The 24,882-nt window shown below is 63.4% G+C and carries 20 protein-coding genes; 14 read left to right on the top strand and 6 right to left on the bottom strand.

Annotated features, from left to right (window positions below):
- Window positions 1–56 precede the first annotated feature (56 nt).
- The gene (locus tag B9A31_RS17360; protein ID WP_025753762.1) at window positions 57–935 is read right to left on the bottom strand and encodes a LysR family transcriptional regulator; all 879 of its coding nucleotides are present in this window, start codon (window positions 933–935) and stop codon (window positions 57–59) included.
- A gap of 97 nt (window positions 936–1,032) precedes the next feature.
- Here B9A31_RS17360 and B9A31_RS17355 point away from each other — a divergent pair, with 97 nt between their 5' ends.
- From B9A31_RS17355 to tadA, 6 genes are all read left to right on the top strand, one after another.
- Window positions 1,033–1,788 carry a sulfite exporter TauE/SafE family protein gene (locus B9A31_RS17355; protein WP_025753761.1) on the top strand — a complete coding sequence of 252 codons (756 nt, stop codon included), beginning with the start codon at window positions 1,033–1,035 and terminating at the stop codon, window positions 1,786–1,788.
- A gap of 47 nt (window positions 1,789–1,835) precedes the next feature.
- Window positions 1,836–2,393 carry a hypothetical protein gene (locus B9A31_RS17350; protein ID WP_019098221.1) on the top strand — a complete coding sequence of 186 codons (558 nt, stop codon included), beginning with the start codon at window positions 1,836–1,838 and terminating at the stop codon, window positions 2,391–2,393.
- A gap of 86 nt (window positions 2,394–2,479) precedes the next feature.
- Window positions 2,480–3,949, top strand: coding sequence for an IMP dehydrogenase (gene guaB, locus B9A31_RS17345; protein ID WP_016713074.1), 1,470 nt, complete (start codon window positions 2,480–2,482; stop codon window positions 3,947–3,949).
- A gap of 78 nt (window positions 3,950–4,027) precedes the next feature.
- Complete coding sequence (gene guaA, locus B9A31_RS17340; protein WP_016713073.1) at window positions 4,028–5,605, top strand: glutamine-hydrolyzing GMP synthase; 1,578 nt, start codon at window positions 4,028–4,030, stop codon at window positions 5,603–5,605.
- A gap of 203 nt (window positions 5,606–5,808) precedes the next feature.
- Window positions 5,809–7,191 (top strand): multicopper oxidase family protein, encoded by a 1,383-nt coding sequence (locus tag B9A31_RS17335; RefSeq protein WP_025753760.1) that lies wholly within the window; start codon window positions 5,809–5,811, stop codon window positions 7,189–7,191.
- Window positions 7,191–7,670: a tRNA adenosine(34) deaminase TadA gene (tadA, locus tag B9A31_RS17330; protein WP_016713031.1), complete on the top strand. Its 480-nt coding sequence runs from the start codon at window positions 7,191–7,193 to the stop codon at window positions 7,668–7,670. Before B9A31_RS17335 ends, tadA begins: the two co-directional genes overlap by 1 nt.
- 11 nt (window positions 7,671–7,681) lie before the next feature.
- Here the strand turns inward: tadA and mltF are convergent, their stop codons facing one another.
- Window positions 7,682–9,139 carry a membrane-bound lytic murein transglycosylase MltF gene (gene mltF / locus B9A31_RS17325; protein WP_019098095.1) on the bottom strand — a complete coding sequence of 486 codons (1,458 nt, stop codon included), beginning with the start codon at window positions 9,137–9,139 and terminating at the stop codon, window positions 7,682–7,684.
- Window positions 9,140–9,474: 335 nt separating this feature from the next.
- On the opposite strand from mltF, the gene purL reads away from it, so the two are divergent.
- Together purL and B9A31_RS17315 are read left to right on the top strand one after the other, a co-directional pair.
- On the top strand, window positions 9,475–13,374 hold the full coding sequence (gene purL / locus B9A31_RS17320; RefSeq protein ID WP_016713029.1) for a phosphoribosylformylglycinamidine synthase: 3,900 nt from the start codon (window positions 9,475–9,477) through the stop codon (window positions 13,372–13,374).
- Window positions 13,375–13,377: 3 nt separating this feature from the next.
- Entirely contained in the window at window positions 13,378–13,689 is a 312-nt protein-coding gene (locus B9A31_RS17315; protein ID WP_019098096.1) for a YqfO family protein, read from the top strand.
- 41 nt (window positions 13,690–13,730) lie between these two features.
- Here B9A31_RS17315 and tatC read toward each other — a convergent pair whose 3' ends face one another.
- The 3 genes from tatC to tatA are packed head-to-tail and all read right to left on the bottom strand — an operon-like array spanning window position 13,731 to window position 15,012.
- A complete protein-coding gene (gene tatC / locus B9A31_RS17310) occupies window positions 13,731–14,492 on the bottom strand; it encodes a twin-arginine translocase subunit TatC (RefSeq protein ID WP_019098097.1) in 762 nt (253 codons plus the stop codon).
- Window positions 14,489–14,779, bottom strand: a complete 291-nt coding sequence (tatB, locus tag B9A31_RS17305; RefSeq protein ID WP_025753758.1) for a Sec-independent protein translocase protein TatB — start codon at window positions 14,777–14,779, stop codon at window positions 14,489–14,491. Before tatB ends, tatC begins: the two co-directional genes overlap by 4 nt.
- A complete protein-coding gene (tatA, locus tag B9A31_RS17300) occupies window positions 14,779–15,012 on the bottom strand; it encodes a twin-arginine translocase TatA/TatE family subunit (protein WP_025753757.1) in 234 nt (77 codons plus the stop codon). Before tatA ends, tatB begins: the two co-directional genes overlap by 1 nt.
- 145 nt (window positions 15,013–15,157) lie before the next feature.
- Between tatA and gspK the strand changes: the two genes are divergently transcribed.
- Window positions 15,158–16,123 (top strand): type II secretion system minor pseudopilin GspK, encoded by a 966-nt coding sequence (gene gspK, locus B9A31_RS17295; RefSeq protein WP_016713024.1) that lies wholly within the window; start codon window positions 15,158–15,160, stop codon window positions 16,121–16,123.
- A gap of 187 nt (window positions 16,124–16,310) precedes the next feature.
- The gene (locus B9A31_RS27770) at window positions 16,311–17,093 is read left to right on the top strand and encodes an RHS repeat-associated core domain-containing protein (RefSeq protein WP_371851092.1); all 783 of its coding nucleotides are present in this window, start codon (window positions 16,311–16,313) and stop codon (window positions 17,091–17,093) included.
- A 219-nt stretch (window positions 17,094–17,312) separates the two neighbouring features.
- On the opposite strand, the gene B9A31_RS17285 is transcribed toward B9A31_RS27770, so the two are convergent.
- The gene (locus B9A31_RS17285; RefSeq protein ID WP_019099597.1) at window positions 17,313–19,388 is read right to left on the bottom strand and encodes a PhoX family protein; all 2,076 of its coding nucleotides are present in this window, start codon (window positions 19,386–19,388) and stop codon (window positions 17,313–17,315) included.
- 224 nt (window positions 19,389–19,612) lie between these two features.
- Here B9A31_RS17285 and B9A31_RS17280 point away from each other — a divergent pair, with 224 nt between their 5' ends.
- The 4 genes from B9A31_RS17280 to B9A31_RS17265 are packed head-to-tail and all read left to right on the top strand — an operon-like array spanning window position 19,613 to window position 24,881.
- A complete protein-coding gene (locus B9A31_RS17280; protein ID WP_084297171.1) occupies window positions 19,613–21,253 on the top strand; it encodes a bifunctional UDP-sugar hydrolase/5'-nucleotidase in 1,641 nt (546 codons plus the stop codon).
- On the top strand, window positions 21,250–21,675 hold the full coding sequence (locus tag B9A31_RS17275) for a pilus assembly protein PilZ (protein ID WP_016713021.1): 426 nt from the start codon (window positions 21,250–21,252) through the stop codon (window positions 21,673–21,675). The genes B9A31_RS17280 and B9A31_RS17275 overlap by 4 nt, the downstream gene beginning before the upstream one ends.
- Window positions 21,676–21,678: 3 nt before the next feature.
- Window positions 21,679–23,433: a type II secretion system secretin GspD gene (gspD, locus tag B9A31_RS17270; protein WP_176431023.1), complete on the top strand. Its 1,755-nt coding sequence runs from the start codon at window positions 21,679–21,681 to the stop codon at window positions 23,431–23,433.
- Window positions 23,433–24,881, top strand: a complete 1,449-nt coding sequence (locus B9A31_RS17265) for a GspE/PulE family protein (protein ID WP_027615495.1) — start codon at window positions 23,433–23,435, stop codon at window positions 24,879–24,881. Before gspD ends, B9A31_RS17265 begins: the two co-directional genes overlap by 1 nt.
- The last annotated feature ends 1 nt before the right edge of the window (window position 24,882 follow it).

Genomic DNA, 24,882 nt, shown 5'->3' with positions numbered 1-24,882 from the left:
CCATCTAGCGGGGCAAACTCAACTGGCAGTTTTGACAGGTATGGTGGTGGCTTGGTTCAACGCTGCATTGCTGCCACGAACTGGCGCACCATCTGCCCTGCATCACGTCGGCAAGCCAGCGCTACGGTGCTCTCGCAGCTCCCCTCCAGCGCCACGAAACTGACCGAAGCCGGCGCAATTTCACGCATGCACGCTGGCAGTAACGCCACCCCGAAGCCCGCCTGAATCAGCTGCAATTGCGTAGTTTTGCGCGACAGCACCTGCGCCGCGCGCGGAAAGAAACCGGCCCCCATGCACAACGAAGCCGACAGGTAACTCAGCCCGCCACGGTCCCGGTGCGGGATGGAAATAAAACGTTCTTCCCTCAATTGCTCCAGTTGAACGTACTGCGCATTGGCCAACGGGTGCCCAGCGGCGACCGCCAGTAACAGCGGTTCGCTGAACAGTTCATGCAGCACCACGCCTTCATGCTGGCGCAGCACTGGCAAGCGCAGCAGGCCAATATCCAGCCGCCCGGCCGCAATATCTTCCAGCTGGGCCTCCGACGACTGCTGCGCGATCTCCAGCGAAACCCCCGGGTTTTCCCGCAGATAGTCCCCCAGGCGAGCCAGCAACGGGCCGATCAGCGGCACGGTACTGGAATGGTTCAGGCGCAGGCTGCCCTGCAACCCCTCGCCAATGTCGCGCGTTACGCGCTCTGCTTGCGCCAGGTCGGCCAGCAAGCGGCGTGCCCGTTCGAGAAAGGCCTGCCCGGCCAGCGTCAGGCGTGGCAGGCGTGCCGTGCGTTCGAACAGTGGCGTGCCCAGTTGCTGCTCCAGCTCCTTGATCTGCCGGCTCAGCGCCGACTGGGCGATGTATAGCCGTTCGGCGGCACCGCTGAAGCTGCCACAATCGGCAATTTCCACGAAGTAACGCAACTGGCGGATCGACGTCATGTCATGCCTTTTCAAGATAGCTATGGCGATAAAGTCATATTAGTCGGCATGGCTCATGGCTGGCTAACCTTGGCCTGACTTTTCAGGAACTGCTGCCATGCTTGCCCAACTGTCGTTTTCCGGCCTTGACTGGCTGCCCATCCTGTTCGGTGTCGGTGCCGCCTATATCGTTTTTGGCATCGCCGGTTTCGGCACGGCGCTGGTGGCCGGCCCTGTGTTGATCCACTTCATGCCGTTGTCACGCATCATCCCGTTGTTGGTGTTGCTAGACTTCGTTGCCGCGTTCGGCAACCTGCTGCCATCGCGCCGGGACGTGGTGCGCAGCGAGTTGTTGCGGCTGCTACCGTTCATGGCTGTGGGCTGCACGCTGGGCGTGGTATTCCTGCTGCAACTGAAGTCCGATCTGCTGTTGCTACTGATGGGGCTGTTCGTGACTGCCTACGCCGTTTATGGCCTGGCGGTGAAGGTACGGCCAGCGAAACTATCGGGCATCTGGGCAGTGCCGATGGGCACGGTAGGCGGGTTGTTCGGCGCGCTGTTCGGCAGTGGTGGCTTCCTTTATGCGATCTACCTGAGTGCACGTCTTGAAGTAAAAGAGCAGGTGCGCGCGACGCAGAGTGCACTGATCAGTTGCAGTACCATCGTTCGGTTGTCCCTGTTCCTTATTGCCGGTGTCTATGCCGACCAAAGCCTGTTGCTGCTCGCCGTCTGTTTGCTACCCGTCATGTTCGTGGGCCTCTGGGTGGGGCGCAGACTGACCAATCGACTGTCACGTGAAGCCTTTGTACGCTTGGTCACCTGGCTGGTGCTGGCCAGCGGCCTGGCGTTGATTGGTCGCTACCTGAGCGCCTGAGCGGTAGAATTGCGTCATTACCGCAGTTTTTCAGGTTTTTCCTGTTCATGAACACCCAGAGCATCATCGTCCCCAAACTGTCCACCGTCCCGGTGCATGAAGCCCGCGCCCGCGCCATCCTGCGTTGGCTGGTGCGCGAGAAGGTCGTCGAGGAGCAACTCACTACCTGTGGTCGCACTGGTAACCGCATGGGGCATGCCCTGGCCGCCGGGGCACGCAAAGTGGCCCTGCACCCCGAAAAACTGCCTTTCGGCGAGCAGGTCAACGGGTTGGAGGTGATGCTCAAGCGATGCATCTATACCCCTACCGAAGGCTTTCTTGAAGAAGCCGGTTGCCCGGAGTGCCGGCGCGAGGTGGGCGAGCCGCTGTTCGAAAGCCTGGAAGAGTGGATGCCGGGGGTAAGTGACAACTTCACCTGCCCGCTGTGCGGCTTCGAAGATGACATCAATGGCTTCATTTACCTGCAGCCATGTGCCTTTTCCAACCTGGGGTTCATCTTCAACAACTGGGGCGAGGCCGGCTTCACCCAGGCCTTTCTCGACAGCTTCGCCGACTGGCTCGACCAGCCGGTGGCCGTGGTGCAGGTAAAACTGCCACAAGGCTGACCGAAGGCCCTTATTTTGCATTGAGCGGCGCGCCGTGCATGAGTATAATGGCGCGCTTCCATTTTTCCCGCCCGGGAGCCCCCGCGATGCTGCGTATCAGCCAAGAAGCCCTGACCTTCGACGATATCCTCCTTGTACCTGGTTATTCCGAGGTACTGCCCAATGAAGTCAGTCTCAAGACCCGTTTGACCCGTGGCATCGAGCTGAACATTCCGCTGGTTTCCGCCGCCATGGATACCGTGACCGAAGCGCGCCTGGCCATTGCCATGGCCCAGGAAGGCGGTATCGGCATCATCCACAAGAACATGACCATCGAACAGCAGGCCGGCGAAGTGCGCAAGGTCAAGAAGTTCGAGGCTGGCGTGGTCAAGGACCCGATCACCATCGACGCCGACGCCACCGTGCGCGACTTGTTCGACCTGACCCGCCTGAACAACATCTCCGGCGTACCGGTGCTGGCGAACGGTGACCTGGTCGGCATCGTCACTTCCCGTGACGTGCGCTTCGAAACCCGCCTGGACGCCAAGGTCCGCGACGTGATGACGCCAAAAGAGCGTCTGGTCACCGTCCGCGAAGGCGCCGACAAGAACGAAGTGCGCGAGCTGCTGCACAAGCACCGCCTGGAAAAGGTCCTGATCGTTGACGACAAGTTCAACCTCAAGGGCATGATGACCGTCAAGGACATCGAAAAAGCCAAGGCCTACCCGCTGGCCAGCAAGGACGACCAAGGTCGTCTGCGCGTTGGCGCTGCGGTCGGCACCGGCAAGGACACCGGCGAGCGCGTTGCCGCCCTGGTTGCCGCTGGCGTTGACGTGGTGGTTGTCGACACCGCCCACGGTCACTCCAAAGGCGTGATCGACCGCGTTCGCTGGGTAAAAGAAACCTACCCGCAAGTGCAGGTCATCGGCGGCAACATCGCCACCGGCGCCGCTGCCAAGGCCCTGGCCGAAGCGGGCGCTGACGCCGTCAAGGTCGGTATCGGCCCAGGCTCCATCTGCACCACCCGTATCGTTGCCGGTGTCGGCGTGCCGCAAATCAGCGCCATCGCCAACGTTGCCGCCGCACTGGAAGGCACTGGCGTGCCACTGATCGCCGACGGCGGTATCCGCTTCTCCGGTGACCTGTCCAAGGCCATCGTTGCCGGTGCTTCCTGCGTGATGATGGGTTCGATGTTCGCCGGTACCGAAGAGGCTCCGGGTGAAGTCGAGCTGTTCCAGGGCCGTTCTTACAAGGCCTACCGTGGCATGGGCTCGCTGGGTGCCATGGCACAGGCGCAAGGCTCGTCCGACCGTTACTTCCAGGACTCCTCGGCCGGCGCCGAGAAGCTGGTACCGGAAGGCATCGAAGGCCGCGTACCTTACAAAGGCGCCCTGGCCGCGATCATCCACCAGCTGATGGGCGGCCTGCGTTCGTCCATGGGCTACACCGGCAGCGCAACCATCGAAGAGATGCGCACCAAGCCGGAATTCGTGCGTATCACCGGTGCCGGCATGGCCGAGTCCCACGTGCATGACGTGCAGATCACCAAAGAAGCCCCTAACTACCGTGTAGGCTGAGGCTTCCAGCAATATAAGCATGCGGGGCTGTCACGACAGCCCCGCGTCGTTTCCGATTTCCACTGACGAGATTGAGTCATGGCCCTCGACATTCACGCTCACCGCATCCTGATCCTCGATTTCGGTTCCCAGTACACCCAGCTGATCGCCCGCCGCGTGCGCGAAATCGGCGTGTACTGCGAACTGCACCCGTTCGACATGGACGATGAAGCGATCCGCGAATTCAACCCGCGCGGCATCATCCTCGCCGGCGGCCCCGAGTCGGTCCACGAAGCCAACAGCCCACGCGCTCCGCAGGCCGTGTTCGACCTGAACGTACCGGTGCTGGGCATCTGCTACGGCATGCAGACCATGGCCGAGCAGATGGGCGGCAAGGTAGAAGGTTCTGACCTGCGTGAATTCGGTTATGCCCGCGTAGACGTGGTCGGCAAGAGCCGCCTGCTCGACGGCATCGAAGACCACGTTGACGGCGACGGCGTACTGGGCCTGGACGTGTGGATGAGCCACGGCGACAAGGTTACCCAGATGCCGGGCAACTTCCACGTGCTGGCCAGCACCCCAAGCTGCCCGATCGCCGGCATGTTCGACGATTCCCGTGGCTATTACGGCGTGCAGTTCCACCCGGAAGTGACCCACACCAAGCAAGGCGGTCGCATCCTGTCCCGCTTCGTGCAGGACATCTGCGGCTGTGAAGCCCTGTGGACGCCTTCCAACATTGTTGAAGACGCCATCGCCCAGGTGCGTGAGCAAGTCGGTTCGGCCAACGTCCTGCTGGGCCTGTCCGGCGGCGTCGACAGCTCGGTGGTTGCCGCGCTGCTGCACCGCGCCATCGGCGACCAGCTGACCTGCGTATTCGTCGACAACGGCCTGCTGCGCCTGCACGAAGGCGACCAGGTGATGGCCATGTTCAAAGAGAACATGGGCGTCAAAGTGATCCGCGCCGATGCTGAAAAGCAGTTCCTCGATAACCTGGAAGGCGAAGCCGACCCGGAGAAGAAGCGCAAGATCATCGGCCGTACCTTCATCGACATCTTCGATGCCGAAGCCAGCAAACTGGAAAACATCCAGTTCCTCGCTCAGGGCACCATCTACCCGGACGTGATCGAGTCGGCTGGCGCCAAGAGCGGCAAGGCCCACGTGATCAAGTCGCACCACAACGTGGGCGGCCTGCCGGAGGAAATGAACCTCAAGCTGGTCGAGCCGCTGCGTGAGCTGTTCAAGGACGAAGTGCGTAAGATCGGCCTGGAACTGGGCCTGCCGTACGACATGGTCTACCGCCACCCGTTCCCGGGCCCGGGCCTGGGCGTGCGCATTCTGGGTGAAGTGAAGAAGGAATACGCCGACATCCTGCGTCGCGCCGACCACATCTTCATCGAAGAACTGCGCAAGGCCGACTGGTACCACAAGACCAGCCAGGCGTTCGTGGTGTTCCAGCCGGTCAAGTCGGTTGGCGTCGTTGGCGACGGCCGTCGCTACGCCTGGGTCGTGGCCCTGCGTGCCGTCGAGACCGTGGACTTCATGACCGCGCGCTGGGCGCACCTGCCGTACGAACTGCTGGAAACCGTCAGCGGCCGTATCATCAACGAAATCGACGGCATCTCGCGCGTGACCTACGACGTGTCGAGCAAGCCGCCGGCCACTATCGAGTGGGAATAAGTTGAGCCACAAGGGCGCCGCGAGGCGCCCTTGTTGTATCTGCCCTCTGTATCGGCCTCTTCGCGGGCTTGCCCGCGAAGAGGCCAGCACAGGCAAAAACGAGACTTCACTTAATCTTTCCCATTTGCAGGTGTATCGTATTCGCCCTTCACCGTCAGCCATGCTGGCAGCTTGATTGCGCAAAACACGAGGTACCCGCACCGATGTCCTTCACCCGTCGACAAATGCTCAAGGGCCTGACTGGCCTGGTTGTGGTTGGCCTGGGCGCCGGTGGCGCGGCGCGTTACTGGCTGGGCAAGGTCGAAGACGAAAACGCCGGCCACGATTATGAGTTGATTGCAGCGCCGCTGGACGTCGAGCTGGTGCCGGGCTTCAAGACCGAGGCCTGGGCGTTCGGCCCGTCGGCGCCGGGTACCGAGCTTCGCGTGCGCCAGGGTACCTGGCTGCGGGTACGCTTCATCAACCACCTGCCGGTGGAAACCACCATTCACTGGCACGGCATTCGCCTGCCGCTGGAAATGGACGGTGTGCCCTACGTCTCGCAACTGCCGGTCAAGCCGGGCGAGTATTTTGACTACAAGTTCCGCGTACCGGATGCCGGCAGCTACTGGTATCACCCGCATGTCAGCAGCTCCGAAGAGCTGGGGCGCGGTCTGGTTGGCCCGCTAATCGTCGAGGAGCGCGAGCCGACCGGTTTCCAGCATGAGCGCACCCTTAGCCTGAAGAACTGGCACGTGGACGAGCAGGGCGCCTGGCTGCCTTTCAGCATCCCGCGCGAGGCCGCGCGCAACGGCACCGCCGGGCGCTTGATCACCATCAATGGTCAGCCCGACTCGGTGACCGAGCTGCCGGCCGGCCACGTGGTGCGGGTGCGCCTGCTGAACCTGGACAACACCTGGACCTACCGCCTCAACCTCAAGGGCAACTGCGAGGCAAAAATCTATGCCCTCGACGGCAACCCGGTGACCCCGCGCCCATTGGAAGACGAGTACTGGCTCGGCCCCGGCATGCGTATCTGCCTGGCCATCCGTATTCCCGAGGCGGGTGAGGAGATTTCCCTGCGAGACGGTTTCGTGCGCCTGGGCACCCTGCGTTCTGTGGCCAGCAAGGACGTGCCGAGTGACTGGCCGCCAGCGCTGCCGCCCAACCCGATCGCCGAGCCGGACCTGGAGAATGCCGAAAAGCTCAACTTCAATTTCGAATGGGCGGCCAACGTCACTGTCACCCCTGACCCGGACAAACCGTCGAGCATGTGGCAGATCAACGGCCAGGCCTGGGACATCACCGACAAGACCTGCGCGGACCGCCCCATCGCCACGTTGCAGAAGGGCAAGAGCTACATCTTCGAGCTGAAGAACATGACCCAGTACCAGCACCCGATCCACCTGCACGGCATGAGCTTCAAGGTGATCGGCTCCAATCGCCACGACATCAAGGAGCCGTGGTTCACCGACACCTACCTGCTGGGCAAGAACGAACGCGCCCAGGTGGCGCTGGTGGCGGATAATCCGGGCACCTGGATGTTCCACTGCCACGTCATCGACCACATGGAAACCGGCCTGATGGCCGCGATCGCGGTGGTCTGATGCGCCCGCAGATCATCGATCGCAGCCGCGATCAGGAATTCATGCGCCTTGCACTGACACTGGCTGCGCAAGGCGCAAGCATGGGGGAAGTGCCGGTGGGGGCAGTGCTGGTGCAGCATGGCCAGGTGATCGGCCAGGGCTTCAACCGGCCGATCATCGACAGCGACCCCAGTGCGCATGCCGAGATGGTGGCCATCCGCGCAGCGGCGAAGTCTGCCAGTAATTACCGGCTGCCCGGCAGCACCCTTTACGTGACCCTGGAACCGTGCAGCATGTGTGCGGGGCTGATCGTGCATTCGCGGGTGATGCGCGTGGTGTTTGGCGCCCTGGAGCCCAAGGCGGGGATCGTGCAGAGCCAAGGGCAGTTTTTCGGGCAGGGGTTCCTGAACCATCGGGTGATGGTGGAAGGCGGGGTGCTGGCGGAGGAGTGCGGGCAGATCCTCAGTGATTTCTTCAAGGCTCGCCGGGCCAAGGCTTAACCTGTACAGGCTTACATGGGCGGCGACTGATCTGCCGGCTTGTCCTTGTTCACCCCAGGCACATGCAGGTTGCCCTCGGCCACCTGGCCTTCGAGCTGCGGCTGGGTCACCCAGGTGAGGATGTCGTAGTAACGGCGGATGTTGGCCACGAAGTGCACCGGCTCGCCACCCCGGGCGTAGCCGTACTTGGTTTGCCGATACCACTGCTTCTGCGACAGGCGCGGCAGCATCTTCTTCACGTCCAGCCACTTGTTCGGGTTGAGCTTCTCGCGCTTGGCCAGGGTACGGGCGTCTTCCAGGTGGCCGCTGCCGACGTTATAGGCAGCCAGGGCGAACCAGGTGCGGTCCGGCTCCTGAATGCTGTCGTCCAGCTCTTCCTTGATCTTCATGAAGTATTTGGCGCCACCCTGAATGCTCTGTTTCGGGTCCAGGCGGTTGGACACGCCCATGGCCTGGGCGGTGCGCTGGGTCAGCATCATCAGGCCGCGCACGCCGGTCTTGGAGGTGACCTCCGGCTGCCACATCGATTCCTGATAGCCGATAGCGGCCAGCAGGCGCCAGTCTACCTGCTCGACCTTGGCGTAGCTCTTGAAGTGCTTCTCGTACTTGGGCAGGCGTTGCTGCAGGTGCTGGGCGAAGGTGTAGGCGCCCACATAGCCCAACACGTCGACATGGCCGTAATAACGGTCTTTCAGGCGCTGCAGGGTGCCGTTCTTCTGCGCCTTGTCGAGAAATTCGTTGATCTCGTTGAGCAGGCTGTTGTCTTCGCCTGCGGCCACTGCCCAGCGCTGGTCACGGGTATCGCCCAGGTCGAAGGCAACCCGCACGTTGGGGAAGTACACCTGGTTCATCGCCAGCTCGTTGGAGTCGACCAAGGTCAGGTCGATCTGGCCTTCGTCGACCATGCGCAACAGGTCGACCACCTCGACGGCGTCGGACTCTTCGTATTGCAGGCCCGGGTACTGCTTCTTCAGTTCGGCCAGCTGGTCGGCATGGCTGCTGCCCTTGAGCACCATGATCTTCTTGCCGACCAGGCCCTTGGCGTCTGTGGGGCGCGGGCGGCCGTTGCGGTAGATGACCTGCGGGGTCACCTCCAGGTACGGGTGAGAGTATCTGACCTGTGCCTTGCGCCGCTCGCTGCTGACCAGGCCGGCAGCGGCCAGCACCGGGCCGGAGGGCTTGCCGAGGGCGTCGTACAGCTCGTCGAGGTTGTCGGCGGTCTCGATTTGCAGCTTTACGCCCAGATCTTCGGCGAAATGCTGAACCAGCTCGTATTCGAAGCCGGTTTCGCCGTTGCGGTCCTGGAAATAGGTGGCCGGGCTGTTGCGGGTGATGACGCGCAGCACGCCATCCTCCTTCACGCGCTCGAGGGTGCTGGGTTTTTCAACGCAGGCACCGAGCAGCAGAAAGAGTCCGGTTGCGAGAAGCCATTTGGCGCAACGCTGGCGCAAAGCAGTGTGGGCGAACATAGGTTGCAGTATACGCAAAGGACCGGTTCAACCATATCTCGACAACGGTTAGCTTGTCTGGTAGCGGTTTATGTGATGTGGGGGCGTGGCGGTGGATTGTGTTTGGGCCACCAAGTGCCTGCCGTGAGAGGTGTGGCGCCTGTGAGATCGAGCGCCGCCCGCGCGGCGCTCGATCTCACAGGCCATAAACCTCTTGAGGCGAGCACCCGAAATATTGACCCGAAAGTCCGGTTCCACCGCCCGGCAGCCGTGGCGTAGAGCGGGTGCCGAAAGCCATCGAATTAGGCTAGAATGCACGGCCTCTAAGCACACCCCTTCCTGAGGCTGTCCCGACGATGTTGATCCTGCGCGGCGCTCCTGCCCTTTCTGCCTTTCGCCACGGTAAATTACTCGAGCAACTGAGCCAGAAAGTCCCCGCTGTTACTGGTTTGTATGCCGAATTCGCCCACTTCGCCGATGTTGATGGCGAACTGACCGCCGACCAGCAGCAGGTGCTGGGCCGTCTGCTCAAGTACGGCCCGAGTGTGCCGGTACAGGAGCCGACCGGTCGCCTGTTCCTGGTCGTGCCGCGCCTGGGCACCATTTCGCCGTGGGCCAGCAAGGCCAGCGACATCGCCCACAACTGCGGCCTGCAGTCGATCCAGCGCCTTGAGCGCGGCATCGCTTACTACGTGGCCGGCACCCTGAGCGATGCTGACGCTGCATTGATCGCCGCCGAGCTGCACGACCGCATGACCCAGCGCGTGCTGGGCCAGCTGGAGCAGGCGGCCGACATGTTCAGCCACGCCCAGCCCAAGCCGATGACCTCGGTCGACATCCTGGCCGGTGGCCGCGACGCGCTGGCCAAGGCCAACATCGACCTGGGCCTGGCCCTGGCCGAAGACGAGATCGACTACCTGGTCAACGCTTTCCAGGGCCTCAAGCGCAACCCGAACGACATCGAACTGATGATGTTCGCCCAGGCCAACTCCGAGCACTGCCGCCACAAAATCTTCAACGCCAGTTGGGACATCGACGGCCAGGCTCAGGAAAAGAGCCTGTTCGGCATGATCAAGAACACCTACCAGATGCACAACGAAGGCGTGCTGTCCGCCTACAAGGACAACGCTTCGGTCATCGTCGGTAACGTGGCCGGCCGCTTCTTCCCGAACCCTGAAACCCGCCAGTACGGCGCGGTGCAGGAGCCGGTGCACATCCTGATGAAGGTGGAAACCCACAACCACCCGACCGCCATCGCCCCGTTCTCTGGTGCCTCCACCGGCTCCGGTGGTGAAATCCGCGACGAAGGTGCTACCGGCCGTGGCGCCAAGCCCAAGGCTGGCCTCACCGGCTTCACCGTGTCCAACCTGCGCATCCCGGGCTTCGAGCAGCCATGGGAGCAGCCTTACGGCAAGCCTGAGCGCATCGTCGACGCCCTCGACATCATGATCGAAGGCCCTCTGGGTGGCGCGGCGTTCAACAACGAATTCGGTCGCCCGGCCCTGACCGGTTACTTCCGTACCTTCGAGCAGGCCATCAACACCCCGCACGGCGAAGAAGTGCGCGGTTACCACAAGCCGATCATGCTCGCCGGTGGTATGGGCAACATCCGTGAAGACCACGTGCAGAAGGGTGAGATCACCGTCGGCGCCAAGCTGATCGTGCTCGGCGGCCCGGCCATGCTGATTGGCCTGGGCGGCGGCGCCGCTTCGTCGGTGGCGACCGGTGCCAGCTCGGCAGACCTGGACTTCGCCTCGGTACAGCGCGAAAATCCTGAAATGGAGCGCCGTTGCCAGGAAGTCATCGACCGCTGCTGGCAGTTGGGCGACGCCAACCCGATCGCCTTCATCCACGACGTTGGCGCCGGCGGTATCTCCAACGCCTTCCCTGAGCTGGTCAACGACGGTGGCCGTGGCGGCCGCTTCGAACTGCGTAACGTGCCCAACGACGAGCCGGGCATGGCCCCGCACGAAATCTGGAGCAACGAATCGCAAGAGCGTTACGTGCTGGCCGTCAGCGCCGTCGATTTCGAGCGCTTCAAGGCCATCTGCGAGCGCGAACGCTGCCCGTTCGCCGTAGTGGGTGAAGCGACTGAAGAGCAACACCTGACCGTCAGCGACAGCCACTTCGGCAACACCCCGGTGGACATGCCGCTGGACGTGCTGCTGGGCAAGCCCCCACGCATGCACCGTTCGGTTACCCGTGAAGCCGAGCTGGGCGATGACTTCGACCCGAGCAAGCTGGACCTGGACAACGCCGTCCAGCGCGTTCTTAGCCACCCGGCCGTGGCCAGCAAGAGCTTCCTGATCACCATCGGCGACCGCACCATCACCGGCCTGGTTGCCCGCGACCAGATGGTCGGCCCGTGGCAGGTACCGGTGGCCGACTGCGCCGTTACCGCTACCAGCTTCGACGTCTACACCGGTGAAGCCATGGCCATGGGCGAGCGTACTCCGCTGGCGCTGCTGGATGCCCCGGCGTCCGGCCGCATGGCCATCGGCGAAACCCTGACCAACCTGGCCGCTTCGCGCATCGAGAAGCTGTCCGACATCAAACTGTCGGCCAACTGGATGTCCGCCGCCGGCCACCCGGGTGAAGACGCCCGCCTGTACGACACCGTCAAGGCTGTCGGCATGGAGCTGTGCCCGGAGCTGGGTATCACCATTCCGGTCGGCAAAGACTCGATGTCGATGAAGACCAAATGGAGCGATGAGGGCGGCGAGAAGAGCGTTACCTCGCCAATGTCGCTGATCATCACCGGCTTCGCCCCGGTCACCGACATCCGTAAAACCCTGACCCCGCAACTGCGCATGGACAAGGGCGAGACCGACCTGATCCTGATCGACCTGGGCCGTGGCAAGAACCGCATGGGCGCCTCGATCCTGGCCCAGACCTACGGCAAGATCGCTGCCCAGGCACCGGACGTCGACGATGCTGAAGACCTCAAGGCCTTCTTCGCCGTGATCCAGGGCTTGAACGCCGACGGCCACCTGCTGGCCTACCACGACCGTTCCGATGGCGGCCTGGTCACCACCGTGCTGGAAATGGCCTTCGCCGGCCACTGCGGCCTCGACCTGCACCTCGACCCGCTGACCGACAGCAAGGGCGACGTGCCAGCCATCCTCTTCAACGAAGAGCTGGGCGCAGTCATCCAGGTTCGCCAGGATGCTACCCCTGACGTACTGGCACAGTTCAGCGCCGCTGGCCTGGGCGAAGGTTGCGTCGCGGTGATCGGCAAGCCGGTCAACAACGGTGAAGTGTCCATCAGCCTGAACGGCGAAGTGCTGTTCGACGATGACCGCCGCATGCTGCAGCGCCAGTGGGCTGAAACCAGCTACCAGATCCAGCGCCTGCGCGACAACGCCGACTGCGCGGACCAGGAATTCGACCTGCTGCTCGAGGAAGACAACCCGGGCCTGTCGGTGAAGCTGGGCTTCGACGTCAACGACGACATCGCCGCACCGTACATCAAGAAGGGCGTGCGCCCGCAAGTGGCCATCCTGCGCGAGCAGGGTGTCAACGGCCAGGTCGAGATGGCCGCAGCCTTCGACCGTGCCGGCTTCGCCGCCATCGACGTGCACATGAGCGACATCCTCGCGGGCCGTGTCGACTTCGAGGCCTTCAAGGGCCTGGTCGCCTGCGGGGGCTTCTCGTACGGTGACGTGCTGGGTGCCGGTGAAGGCTGGGCCAAGTCGGCGTTGTTCAACGCCCGTGCCCGTGACGCCTTCCAGGCCTTCTTCGAGCGTACCGACAGCTTCGCCCTGGGCGTGTGCAACGGTTGCCAGATGATGTCCAACCTGCACGAGCTGATCCCGGGCACCGAGTACTGGCCGCACTTCGTGCGTAACCGCTCGGAGCAGTTCGAAGCGCGTGTGGCCATGGTCGAGGTGCAGAAGTCCAACTCGATCTTCCTGCAGGGCATGGCCGGTTCGCGCATGCCGATCGCCATCGCCCACGGCGAAGGCCACGCCGAGTTCGCCAACGAAGCGGCACTGCTGGAAGCCGACGTGTCCGGTTGCGTGGCCCTGCGCTACGTCGACAACCACGGCAAGGTCACCGAAGCCTATCCGGCCAACCCGAACGGCTCGCCGCGTGGTATCACCGGCCTCACCAGCCGCGACGGCCGTGTGACCATCATGATGCCGCACCCGGAGCGTATGTTCCGCGCCGTGCAGAACTCGTGGCGCCCGGACGAGTGGCAGGAAGATGCCGCGCTGATGCGTATGTTCCGCAACGCACGGGTGTGGGTGAACTAAGGCGTGTACAAGCTCGCCTTTTTCGTCCCCGACAGCCATGTCGAAGTGGTCAAGGCCGCCGTGTTCGCCGCCGGTGGCGGGCGCATCGGTGACTATGACCACTGCGCTTGGCAAACCCTCGGCCAGGGCCAGTTCCGCCCGCTGGACGGCAGTCAGCCGTTCCTCGGGCAAGCCGGCCAGGTCGAGGTGGTGGAAGAGTGGAAGGTGGAGCTGGTGGTGACTGACGATCTGATATCTCAGGTCGTCGCTGCGCTCAAGCAGAGCCACCCGTACGAGACGCCAGCCTATGAAGCCTGGCGGCTCGCCGAGTTCTAGACCGCATCAAGGCCATTCGCGGGCACGCCCGCGAATAGGCCCTAAACGCCAGCCACAATGTCCTTGCCAGGCACCGGCCGCTTCAACCAGCCACAAGCCAGCAACCCCACCTCGAACAACACCCACATCGGCACCGCCAGCATCGTCTGCGAAAACACATCCGGCGGCGTCAATATCATCCCCACCACAAAGCACCCGACAATCACGTAGGGCCTGCTGCGCCGCAACGTGGCCACATCGGCCAACCCCACCCAGACCACGATGAACGTCGCCACCGGGATCTCGAACGCCAGCCCGAACGCCAGGAACAGCGCCAGGATAAAGTCCAGGTACTGGCTGATGTCGGTCATCATCGCCACGCCGTCCGGCGTCACGCTGGCAAAAAAGCCGAACATCATCGGAAACACCAGGAAGAACGCGAAGGCCATGCCGGCATAGAACAGCACGATGCTCGACACCAGCAGCGGCAGGGCAATGCGCCGTTCACGGCGGTACAGCCCCGGCGCCAGAAAGCCCCAAGCCTGGTGCAGCAGCAGCGGCATGGCCACGAACAGCGCACACATCGCGGTCAGTTTGAACGGTGTCAGAAACGGCGAGGTGACGCTGGTAGCGATCATGCTCGCGCCTTCTGGCAAAAAGCGCCGCAGTGGTTCGGAAATGAGCGTGTACAGCGTTTGCGCAAAGGGGAACAGGCCGGCGAACACCAATGCCACCAGTGCCAGGCAACGCACCAGGCGTTTGCGCAGGTCGCGCAGGTGTTCGGTCAACGGCATGCTGGCCGCCGGGTCCATGGCAATACTCATGAGGCGTTTTCCTTGGGCTGGGCGACCGTGGCTGCATCATTGGCCGGCTCCGCGTTCAGGCTTATGCCTTGGCGGATCTCCTGCTCCAGGCGCTGTAATGGGGCGCTGTCGAGGTTCGGCATGTCGATTTCGCGTTCTACCTGCGTGCGCAAGGCGTGCATGGCCCGGCGCGCCTGGCCCAGTCCGCGCCCCAGGGTACGCGCCGCCACCGGCAGGCGTTCCGGGCCCAGCACCAGCAACGCGACGATGCCGACCAACAGCAACTCGCTGAAGCCTACCTCGAACATCAGGCCTGACGATCCGCTTGAGGCTGCTGTGTGGCCTGGCCGTTCAGCGGCGCCTGCTGCTGTACCTGAGCCTGGCCAGCGGCATTGACATCGTTGTCACCGCCCATGGACTTGCGAAAACCCTGGATCGCCTCACCCACATCGCTGCCCAGGCCCTTGAGGCGCTTGGTGCCAAACAGCAGGAATACGATCAGCAGTACGATCACCAGTTGCCAGATTCCAATGCCACCCATTGCGACCACTCCTGTAAGGTCATGAAAAGGAAGGCTAATCCTGCCTCGTGTAGATGACGTACACATGACGGACGGGCATTGCCATCTACCTGCAACACACCGCGTGTTGACTGGCGTCTTTATTCTGCGAGCGAGGCACGCACGGATGGGTGGCAGGCAACAGCGGGGGGCGGCCCTGTTGATGGTGATGGTGGTGCTGGCAATGTTGGCGGCGGGTATGGCTTGGCTGGTGGAAGACGGCCGGCGTCAGGTGGATGAAGTGCGCCTGTTGCACCAGCGGGTGCAAGCGCGGGCCATGGAGCAGGCCGGCCTGGCCTACGCCGAGCAAGCCCTGCGCGATCCCGCCTGGCGGCTTAGCCCATTGTTCTGGCAGGCCCTGCGTGGGCAGCCGTTGAACTATGACTTTGGCGCTGGCCAGGCGCAGTTGCGGGTGCGCGACCAGCACACCTGCTTCAACGTCAATGCGCTGCTAGGTGCTGATGGCGAGCGAGCCGAGCGTCAGTTGCGCTATTTGCTAGGCGACGACATGGCGGCTGAGCGGCTGGTCGATGCGCTGGCCGACTGGCTCGACGCCGATAGCGATACCCGCCTGCAAGGCGCCGAAAGCGCCCAGTACCTGCGTCAGCAGCCACCACGCCTGGCGGCCAACCAGCCGATGCTCGACACCAGCGAGCTGAACCTGCTGCTGGAGCCGGACGCCAGTCGGCAGGGCCGCTATCCGATGTTGTGTGCCTTGCCGCAGGTGACCGGTTGGCGCCTGAACGCCAATGCGCTTGGGCTGGAGCATTTGCCGCTGCTGGAGGCGTTATACGAAGGGCGCTATTCGCGCTCGTTGCTCAGCCGCATCATCAGCGGGCGGCCGGCGTCGGGGTATGTGGATGCAGGTGCCTTGCGTCAGGCGTTGGGGGCGGTGGATGACGAAACGTTCGAACGGCTGAGCGAAGGGTTGCTGCTGAACAGCGGGTATTTCCTGTTGCAGTTGTCGTTCGAGGAAGAGGGGCGGGCGATACGCAGCGAATTCCAGGTGGAGGCGTTGGGGGTGGTGCAATGGCATGCCCGGGTGCCGGCGCAGCAGGTGCGGGTGCGCAGCCGCGAGCCGATGGCTTGGTAGGGCTTGAGGTTGCCGGGGCTGCTGTGCAGCCTATTCGCTGGCAAGCCAGTCACATTCAGGAATTGCACGGTATTCAGAACCTGTGATCGTGAGCTGAAACCAGCAGCGTGTACTGATAATCTTGCTAGTTGCGCCTGGCCTCGGAAAGACCAAAACTTCAGCTCACCGTCTTGCGAGGCAAAACCCTGTGTCAGTAGCTCTGCGTGCCTATTGCCCTTACGGGCACCACCAAAACCAAGCTAGCTCGGCATTCATGCTTGGCTACAATGGTGAGCGAGAAGACTGCCGCTCCGGCACCTACCTGCTAGGCAATGGTTATCGGGCTTACAGCCCAGCCCTGAGGCGATTTCTTTCACCTGATGGCTGGAGTCCTTTTGGTGCTGGCGGGCCAAATGCTTATAGCTACTGCTCAGGAGATCCAGTCATGGGGCTGGATCCAAGTGGTCACGCGGATCTAAGTGGTCTGCGTAAAGTACCGCAAAAGCTATTGCAGCAATCACGAAGGGCAGGGGCACAAAGGGCTCCGCGGCAGACTGCAGAACAGCGTGTGGAGGCACTGCGTGCCAGACTACAACAGCGGCAACAAACACAAGCCCATATGCCAACACAACCTGTTAGGCAAACACTGAGAAACCCTATGGCTCAGCAGGGTACAGTGTATCTGGCTAACCGTCTTGCACCAGCGGGTAGTACAGCTCAACAGCTGCCATTGGCCAACGGGGCTCGAACTCCGCCCCGCCATGAAGCTGCGGGACTACAGCCACTTGACCTCGCTCAGGCAGAGTCTCTGTATCAGCAACTTATTGACATGAATCGGCACGAGCAAAACTTTAGTCAGAATCTTTCATATTTGGTAGAAGGCACCGAACAACGTCTGAGTTATGAGCGAGACATATCCAATATCAGAGCGCACGCAGACCAAATCCGCAGTCGACTTGGTGTTGACGCACTCAGCTGGTTCCACTTCTGAAGAAATGGTTGGTCGGTGATTGGGCAGTTTCCCGGGGGCCGGCGCAGCAGGTGCGGGTGCGCAGCCGCGAGCCGATGGCTTGGTAGGGCTTGAGGTTGCCGGGGCTGCTGTGCAGCCCATTCGCGGCACAAGGCCGCTCCTACAAGAGATCGCGTACCCACTGTAGGAGCGGCCTTGTGTCGCGAAAGGGCCGCAAAGCGGCCCCCGTGCACAGGTCGATCAGGCAGTCCCGATCTCCCCGCCATCAATACGCTGAATCACCACCGTCGAAGCCCGCGGCCGTACCGTAGTCCCAGCCGGCGTAGCGTCGGTCGCCTTGTCGGTATATGGCCAGTTCCCCGGGTGCTGAATGTTCACGAACAGCGTCTTGTTGTCCGGCGTAAAGGTAATCCCGGTCACCTCACATTCATTCGGCCCAACGAAGAAGCGGCGCAGGTCCACCTGGTTCTGCGCGTTCACCGGCACCTGCTTGCCGCTGGCGTCTACCAGGTCGGTGGGGATCACTGCCAGCAGCTGGTCGTTGGTGTAATCAGTGAGGGTGCTTTCACCGTTGTCAGTCTCGAACCACAGCACGCCACGGCTATCGAAGCTCATGCCGTCGGGGCTGGCGAACTGGTTCAGTTCGGTCAGGCCGGAACGGTTGATATCGGCAGTACCGGCTGCGTTGGCGCCGAACACGAAGATGTCCCAGGTGAAGCTCAACTGGTCGTCGCTGTCGTGCCAGCGAATGATGTGGCCATGGCGGTTCGGGCCGCGCGGGTTGGCCGCATCGACCTTTTCCGGGGTACGCGCGCTGTTGTTGGTCAGGGTCAGGTATACATCGCCGTTCAGCGGGTTGACCGTGGTCCATTCCGGACGGTCCATCGGCGTTGCGCCCACGGCATCGCCGGCGCCACGGGTGTTGAGGATGATGCCTGGCAAGTCACCATACAGCGCACCCAGGGTGCTGCCGTTAGTGGTAGCGGTGTTCACATCCAGCAGCAGCCATACGCCGGTGCCGTCGGCATTGAAGCGGGCCACGTAGAGCTTGCCCTGGTCAAGGTACTTGGCACCGGTGGCCAGGCGGTCGGCCGGGTTGGCGTCGGCGGCGTCCCACACCGCGGTGGACACCCACTTGTAGAGGTACTCGTTGTTCGAGTCGTCACCCATGTACCACACCAGCGGCTTGCCGGCGACCGGCAGACCTGGGGCGCAGCCCTCGTGGCGGAAGCGGCCCAGTGCGGTGCGCTTGGTGGCCAGGGTGCTGCTGTTGTACGGGTCGATTTCGACGATGTAGCCGTAGGTGCTGGCTTCGTTGCGGTAGTCGTCGGTGGCGCTGGCGCCTTTGACGGTGACGTCGAAACGGGCGAACTCGTCGGCCACCTCGGTGCTGTCACCGGCAGCGGTTTCCCACTTGTACTGGCCGCTGGAGGTGCCCACGCCAATGCGGCGCTGGTCTTCGGGGCGGGTACCCTTGTTGACGAAGATACCCGGCCAGTTCTCTTCACAGGTCAGGTAGGTGCCCCACGGGGTGTAGCCGTTGCCGCAGTTGTTGTTGGTGCCACGGCAATGGGTGCCGGCGGTGGAGTACTTGGTCTTGACGTGGTCGGTGCCACGCAGCGGGCCGGTGATTTCCATGCGCGAGGCGGTGGTGAAGCGGCGGTTCAGCGGGTCGTTGTCGACCACCTGCCAGCGTCCGCCGATTTTCTGCAGGCGCACCACGCCAGCTCCGTGGGCGTTGATCTCCTTGCGCACTTCTTCGACCGGGCGCTTGCCGTTCACGTCGGTGGTGGGGCCGGCCGGGTGCAGGGCGGCGGTGTCGATGTATTCGAAGTTGATCGCCAGCAAGCCGTCTTCCGAGCTGCCGTTGATGGGGAAGAAGTGCATGCCGTCATGGTGCATGCCCATGGCATTGGCCTGGTCGGTCGAGGTGTTGCTACCGTCGGACTTCCACGGGTTGCCATTGCTGTTGATGGGCGTACCCCACGGCGCCAGTACATAGGCGCTGTAGCCGGCGGCCACCACGCAGGCGTCGGTGCGCGAGCCCGGGATGGACTGGAAGCCCAGCGCCAGTTTCGGTACCTCTGGTTCAGTAACAGGCGGCTCGGTCACCGGTGGCTCGGTGACCGGATCATCGTGATCGGAACCACCACCGTCGAAGCAGCCTGTCAGGCCGGTACCGGCGATCATGGCGATGGCGGCGCCCAGGCTGCCGCGCATCACGCTGCGGCGGCTGAGGTAGGCGTCCATGACGTTGGCCATCGGCAGGTTGCCGCTTTGGTTCCGGTCCAGGTTGTCGCCGGTATCTCGACTCATCAGGGTGTCCTTATGTTGGCTGAGTTAGAGGAAACCGCGACTTTAGTGCGCAAATATGATGATTCATTGGCAGAAATGTTAACGGCGTTTTAAAACGGCCCGCTCTTAGAACATACGCTGACAGATCGATTTGGAATGATTGTCGGAATTCTGCCATCAAACTGTAATGCCAACGCCGCAACATCCGGAGCCCTGAATGAACATGGATAAGGATGGCGGGTTCGATGGCAAGCAGCATGCACAGGCGCGAAGTGATCAGCTGGATGGGTGTCGGGGCCATGGCCCCGCTGCTCGGCGCCTGTTCTGCTTTCCCGGCACAGCAGGGCGGTAACGCCCACCTCGACCTGCTGTACGTGGCCGATACCCTCGATGCCCGCCAACCCGGCCAGGCGGTGGTGCCGGCGACTCGCCTGGGGCCGGTCAGCCACCTGGGCCGCGCACCTTGGATGACCGGCAGCAGCGCCAGCCTGGCCTACCCGCAACTGGCGTCGTTGCTCGATGCCAGCCAGGCAACTACAGCCCAGCTGGGCGGTTTTGCCGTGCTGGCGGCGTTGCTGGAGCAACTGCGGGAGGAGGCCGGTGCAGGTAACAGCCTGACCCTGGAAAACGGCCAAGGCTGGAATGGCAGTGGCCTGGCCTACCTGACTCAAGGTGAGAGCGGCGTTCAAGGCAGCCAGATGCTGGGCAGTGAGGTGCGTGTCAGCAGCGATGAACGCGTGCTGTGGCCGCAGCGTAGCCATGGGCTGTATCGCCAGGCTAGCGCCATTACCTTGGGCGCCGGGCTGGCGGACGCGCAACGTCAGGCACTGGGGCTGGAGGCTTTGCACGTCTTCGAGCGCGGCGGTGCCCGCGTTGCCGTGGTCGGCGTGACCGACCCTTATGCCCAGGACCAGAAAGCCTCCCTGAAACTGTGGTACCAATCATTACAACCCGTGTTCGAGCAAGCCCGGCGCGAAGCCGACCTGGTGGTAGCCATGGCCGACGTCGGCACAGGCCCTGGCTTGTGGCTGGCCGAGCGGGTGCCGCAAATCGACGTGTTGTTGTGCGCCCGTGGCCAGGACCTGTGGCCGGCGCCGGTCGAGGTCACCCAGGCGAGTGGCCGGCGCGTGCCGGTGTTGTTCGCCGGCTGTCGGGGCAGCGGCGTCTTCCGCTTGCGTTGTCAGCGAATGGCTGGCGCATGGCAATTCGATGGGCGTTTCTTCCCGGCGTTCGAACAGCAACTGTCACCCGCTGCGCAACTGCGGGTGGGGCAGCTGCAGGCTACCTTGCGCCAGCAACGCGCCGGCCATGCGGCCTGGCTCGACCAACCGCTGGCCCGTGCGCCACAGGCTTTGTGGCGCCGCGACACCCGTGGCGGCAGTTGGGACCGCTTGCTGCATCAAGCGTTGGCCGATGACAGCAGCATGCCCGTGCTGCTGCCGGGCCTGCGCTATGACTACCCGCTGCCCGCGGGTGCCCCCATTACCCGCGAACACCTGATCAGCCTGACCGGTGGCTACCCGGCCCCGGTGGTCGAAGCGCCGGCCCGGCAGGTGGAGCAAGTACTGGAGAACGCCGCAGAGCAACTGTTCGGCGACCCGCTACTGCTGGACAACAGCCAAGACCTGCCACGCTGGCAGAGCCAGGCCTGGGGGGTCAGCTACAGCCCGCAAGGCAAGCGCATCACCGGGCTGGAGCCGGTGCAGGGCCTGTGCCGCACTTTTGGCCTGCAGTTTGAAAGCCAGGCGGGCGAGCCCCTGTGGCAGCGGGTTGAAGCCTGGCTTGCCCGTCAGGCACCCGGCTGGCAACTGGTGCCGTTGCAATGGCCAGACGTGCGCTATGTGCAGGGGCACCCGGGCTGGCACCCACGGCAGTTGGCTTCGTGACGTTCGCTTCGCGCCTGCTCTCGGGCGCAGGCCTGACCTTGGCAGGCTGGCTGGCTGCCCAGTGCGTGCTGCAACTGAGCCGCCAGCCACAACCGGCGACAGCACCTGCGGTGGCTGTCGGTCCGTTGCCTGGGCTGATGGTCGGTCACTGGCAGGCGCCCATCGACGACGGTGCAATCGCCATTACCCGCCTGCCACTGCAATACCTCGGGGGCCTGAAGGCTGAGCCACTGGCCTCCAGCGTGGTGGTGCTGCGCTACGGCGAGCAAGTACGCACGCTGGCGCGTGGCCAACGCCTGGCGCCGGGGATCGTGCTGCAGGACATCGACAGTGATGGCCTGATTTTCAACAACCAGGGGCGGCGCGAACGCCTGCCCTGGCCGCCACGCCCCGCCGTGACCGGCTTCAAGCGGCAAGGATGAACGATGCCTGTTAGATACTGCGTGGCTGCTGCGCTGAGCCTGGTGCTGTCCTTGGCCTGCGCCGAAGAGCCGGTGTTCGATGACAACGGGACGCCCATGTACGAGGTGAACTTCGTCGACACCGAACTGGGCGAGTTCATCGACAGCGTGTCGCGTATCACCGGCACGACGTTCATCGTCGACCCCCGGGTAAAGGGTAAGGTCACTGTGCGCACCGTCGACCTGCACGACGCCGATGCCATCTACGACATCTTCCTCGCGCAGTTGCGCGCCCAAGGCTATGCCACTGTCGACCTGCCCAACGGCAGCGTGAAGATCGTCCCCGACCAGGCCGCGCGCCTGGAACCGGTGCCGGTGGAGGCGGGCGGGCAGCAGGGTGAAGGCAGCGACAGCGTGGCCACCCGTGTATTCAATGTGCGCAACGCCGCCAACGAACAGGTGCTGGGTATCCTCAAACCCCTGATCGACCCGCGCGTTGGGGTGATCACCCCGTACCCGGCAGCGCATCAGTTGGTGGTCACCGACTGGCGCAGTAACCTCGACCGCATCGCCAGCCTGCTGCGCCAGCTCGACCGCCCGCAAGAGGCGCCTGGCAATGGCAGCACCCAGGTGATCTACCTGCGCCATGCCAATGCCGGAGAAGTGGTCAAGGTGTTACGGGGGCTCAGCCAGGAAGGTGTGGTGCCGGCTGAAGGGGCGGGTGAAGGTGAGGGTAAGGACAGGCCCGCGGTGGCTACCAGTGGTGGCCCGGGCATTCGCCTTGAATACGAAGAAGGCACCAATGCTGTGGTCATGGTCGGCCCAGACAGCGAGCTGGCCGCCTACCGCGCCATCGTCGAGCAGCTGGACATTCGCCGTGCCCAGGTGGTGGTGGAAGCGATCATTGCCGAGGTGTCCGATAGCAGCGCCCAGGAGCTGGGCGTGCAATGGCTGTTTGCCGACGAAAAGTTCGGTGCCGGCATCGTCAACTTCGGCAGCAACGGGGTGAACATCGCCAACATCGCCGGGGCGGCTGCCAGTGGCGACAACGAGGCGCTTGGCGACCTGCTGTCCGCCACTACCGGCGCCACGGCGGGCATCGGCCATTTCGGCGGCGGGTTCAACTTCGCCATGTTGGTCAATGCGCTAAAGGGCAAGAGTGGTTTTAACCTGCTGTCCACACCTACTTTGCTGACCCTGGACAACGCCGAGGCCTCCATCCTGGTCGGCCAGGAGGTGCCCTTTGTCACCGGTTCGGTCACACAGAACAACGCCAACCCGTACCAGACCATCGAACGTAAAGAGGTCGGGGTGAAGCTGCGCATCAAGCCGCAGATCAACGTCGACAACAGCGTGCGCCTGGACATTGTCCAGGAGGTGTCATCGATCGCCGAATCCAGCGCGGCCAGCGATGTGATCACCAACAAGCGCGAGATCAAGACCAAGGTCATGGTCGAGGACAACGGCCTGGTGATCCTCGGCGGCCTGATCAGCGACGAACTGAGCACCAGCAACCAGCGCGTGCCGCTGCTCGGTGACATCCCTTACCTGGGCCGGCTGTTCCGTTCCGACGCCACCAAAAACACCAAGCAGAACCTGATGGTGTTCATCCGCCCGCGCATCTTGCGGGACGGGCCAAGCCTGGCCGGGCTTAGCGAAGACAAGTACCGCACCTTGCAGCAGACCACGCCGCTGCAACTGCCGGACCTGACCGAGGGCACCCCTTTGTTGCAGGTATTCCCCGCCAGCCGCGCGCGCCTGGAAGGCGGTGACTGGTGATGCTGCCTTATCGCCAGGCACGGCAAAGCGGGGTGGCCATGGTCCCGGCGGCCGAGGGCTGGCAGCTGTGGCTACGGCGCGATGCCGACAGCGCCCAGTTGCAGGAGCTGCTGCGTGTACATGGCCAGCCCAGTGCGCTGGAATATCTGGAACCGGCCGTGTTCGACGAGCGCCTGGGCCAGTTGTATGAGGTGGGTGATGCCGCCACTGAAGCGCTGATCGAAGGCATTGGTGACCAGGTCGACCTGGACAGCCTGATGAGCGAGATGCCGCGTATCGAAGACCTGCTGGAAAGCGATGACGAAGCCCCGGTCATCCGTCTTATCAATGGCCTGTTTGGCCAGGCGCTGCGCCTGCGCGCCTCGGACATCCATATCGAAACCTTCGAGCAGAGCCTGGTGGTGCGCCTGCGGATCGATGGGCACCTGCGTGAAGTGTTGCGCCCACCGCGAGCGCTGTCGGCCATGCTGGTGTCGCGGATCAAGGTCATGGCGCGCCTGGACATCGCCGAAAAGCGCCAGCCCCAGGACGGCCGTATCACCTTGCGTGCAGCAGGCCGTGAAGTGGATGTACGGGTTTCGACCTTGCCCGGCATTCATGGCGAGCGGGTGGTCATGCGCGTGCTCGACAAGCAGGCCAGCCTGCTGGCGCTGGATAACCTGGGCATGCCGCCCGCCGTGTTACAGGGCCTGCGCAGTTGCCTGGCGCGTCCCAATGGCATCGTGCTGTCCACTGGCCCGACCGGCTCGGGCAAGACCACCACCCTGTACGCCAGCCTCAATAGCCTCAACGACGGCAGCCGCAATATCCTCACGGTCGAAGACCCCGTCGAATACGCCATTGCCGGCATTGGCCAGACAGCCATAAACCCACGTGCCGGGCTGACGTTTGCCAGTGGCCTGCGCGCCATCCTGCGCCAGGACCCGGACGTGATCATGCTCGGTGAAATCCGCGACCAGGAAACCGCGCAGATCGCGGTACAGGCCAGCCTCACCGGCCATCTGGTGCTGTCCACCCTGCACACCAACAGCGCCGTGGGGGCAGTAACCCGTCTGCGCGACATGGGCATCGAGCCGTTCCTGATCGCCTCGTGCCTGCGTGGTGTGCTGGCCCAGCGCCTGGTACGGCGCTTGTGCCGTTGCGCCGTGTCGTACCCGCTGCAACCTGCCGAGCGTGAGCTGTGGCCAGAACTGGCGGCACTGGGCAGCAGCTACCACGCGGTGGGCTGCGAACAGTGCCAGGGCAGCGGTTATGTCGGGCGCCTGGGCCTGTACGAATTCATCGAGCTGGATGCCGGGTTGATTGGTCTGCTCTACGACGGCGCCAGTGAACTGGCCATGCAGGATTACCTGGCCGAGCGTCGCCAGAGCCTGGTGGCGATGGCCAGTGATTGCCTTGCCCGTGGCGAGACAAGCCTGGCCGAAGTGCTGCGTGTGGTGCAGGGTTAAG

Source organism: Pseudomonas sp. URIL14HWK12:I5 (assembly GCF_900176445.1).
In the GTDB taxonomy this organism is placed as follows: Bacteria; Pseudomonadota; Gammaproteobacteria; order Pseudomonadales; family Pseudomonadaceae; genus Aquipseudomonas; species Aquipseudomonas monteilii.
This window is presented reverse-complemented; position numbering and strand designations above follow the sequence as displayed.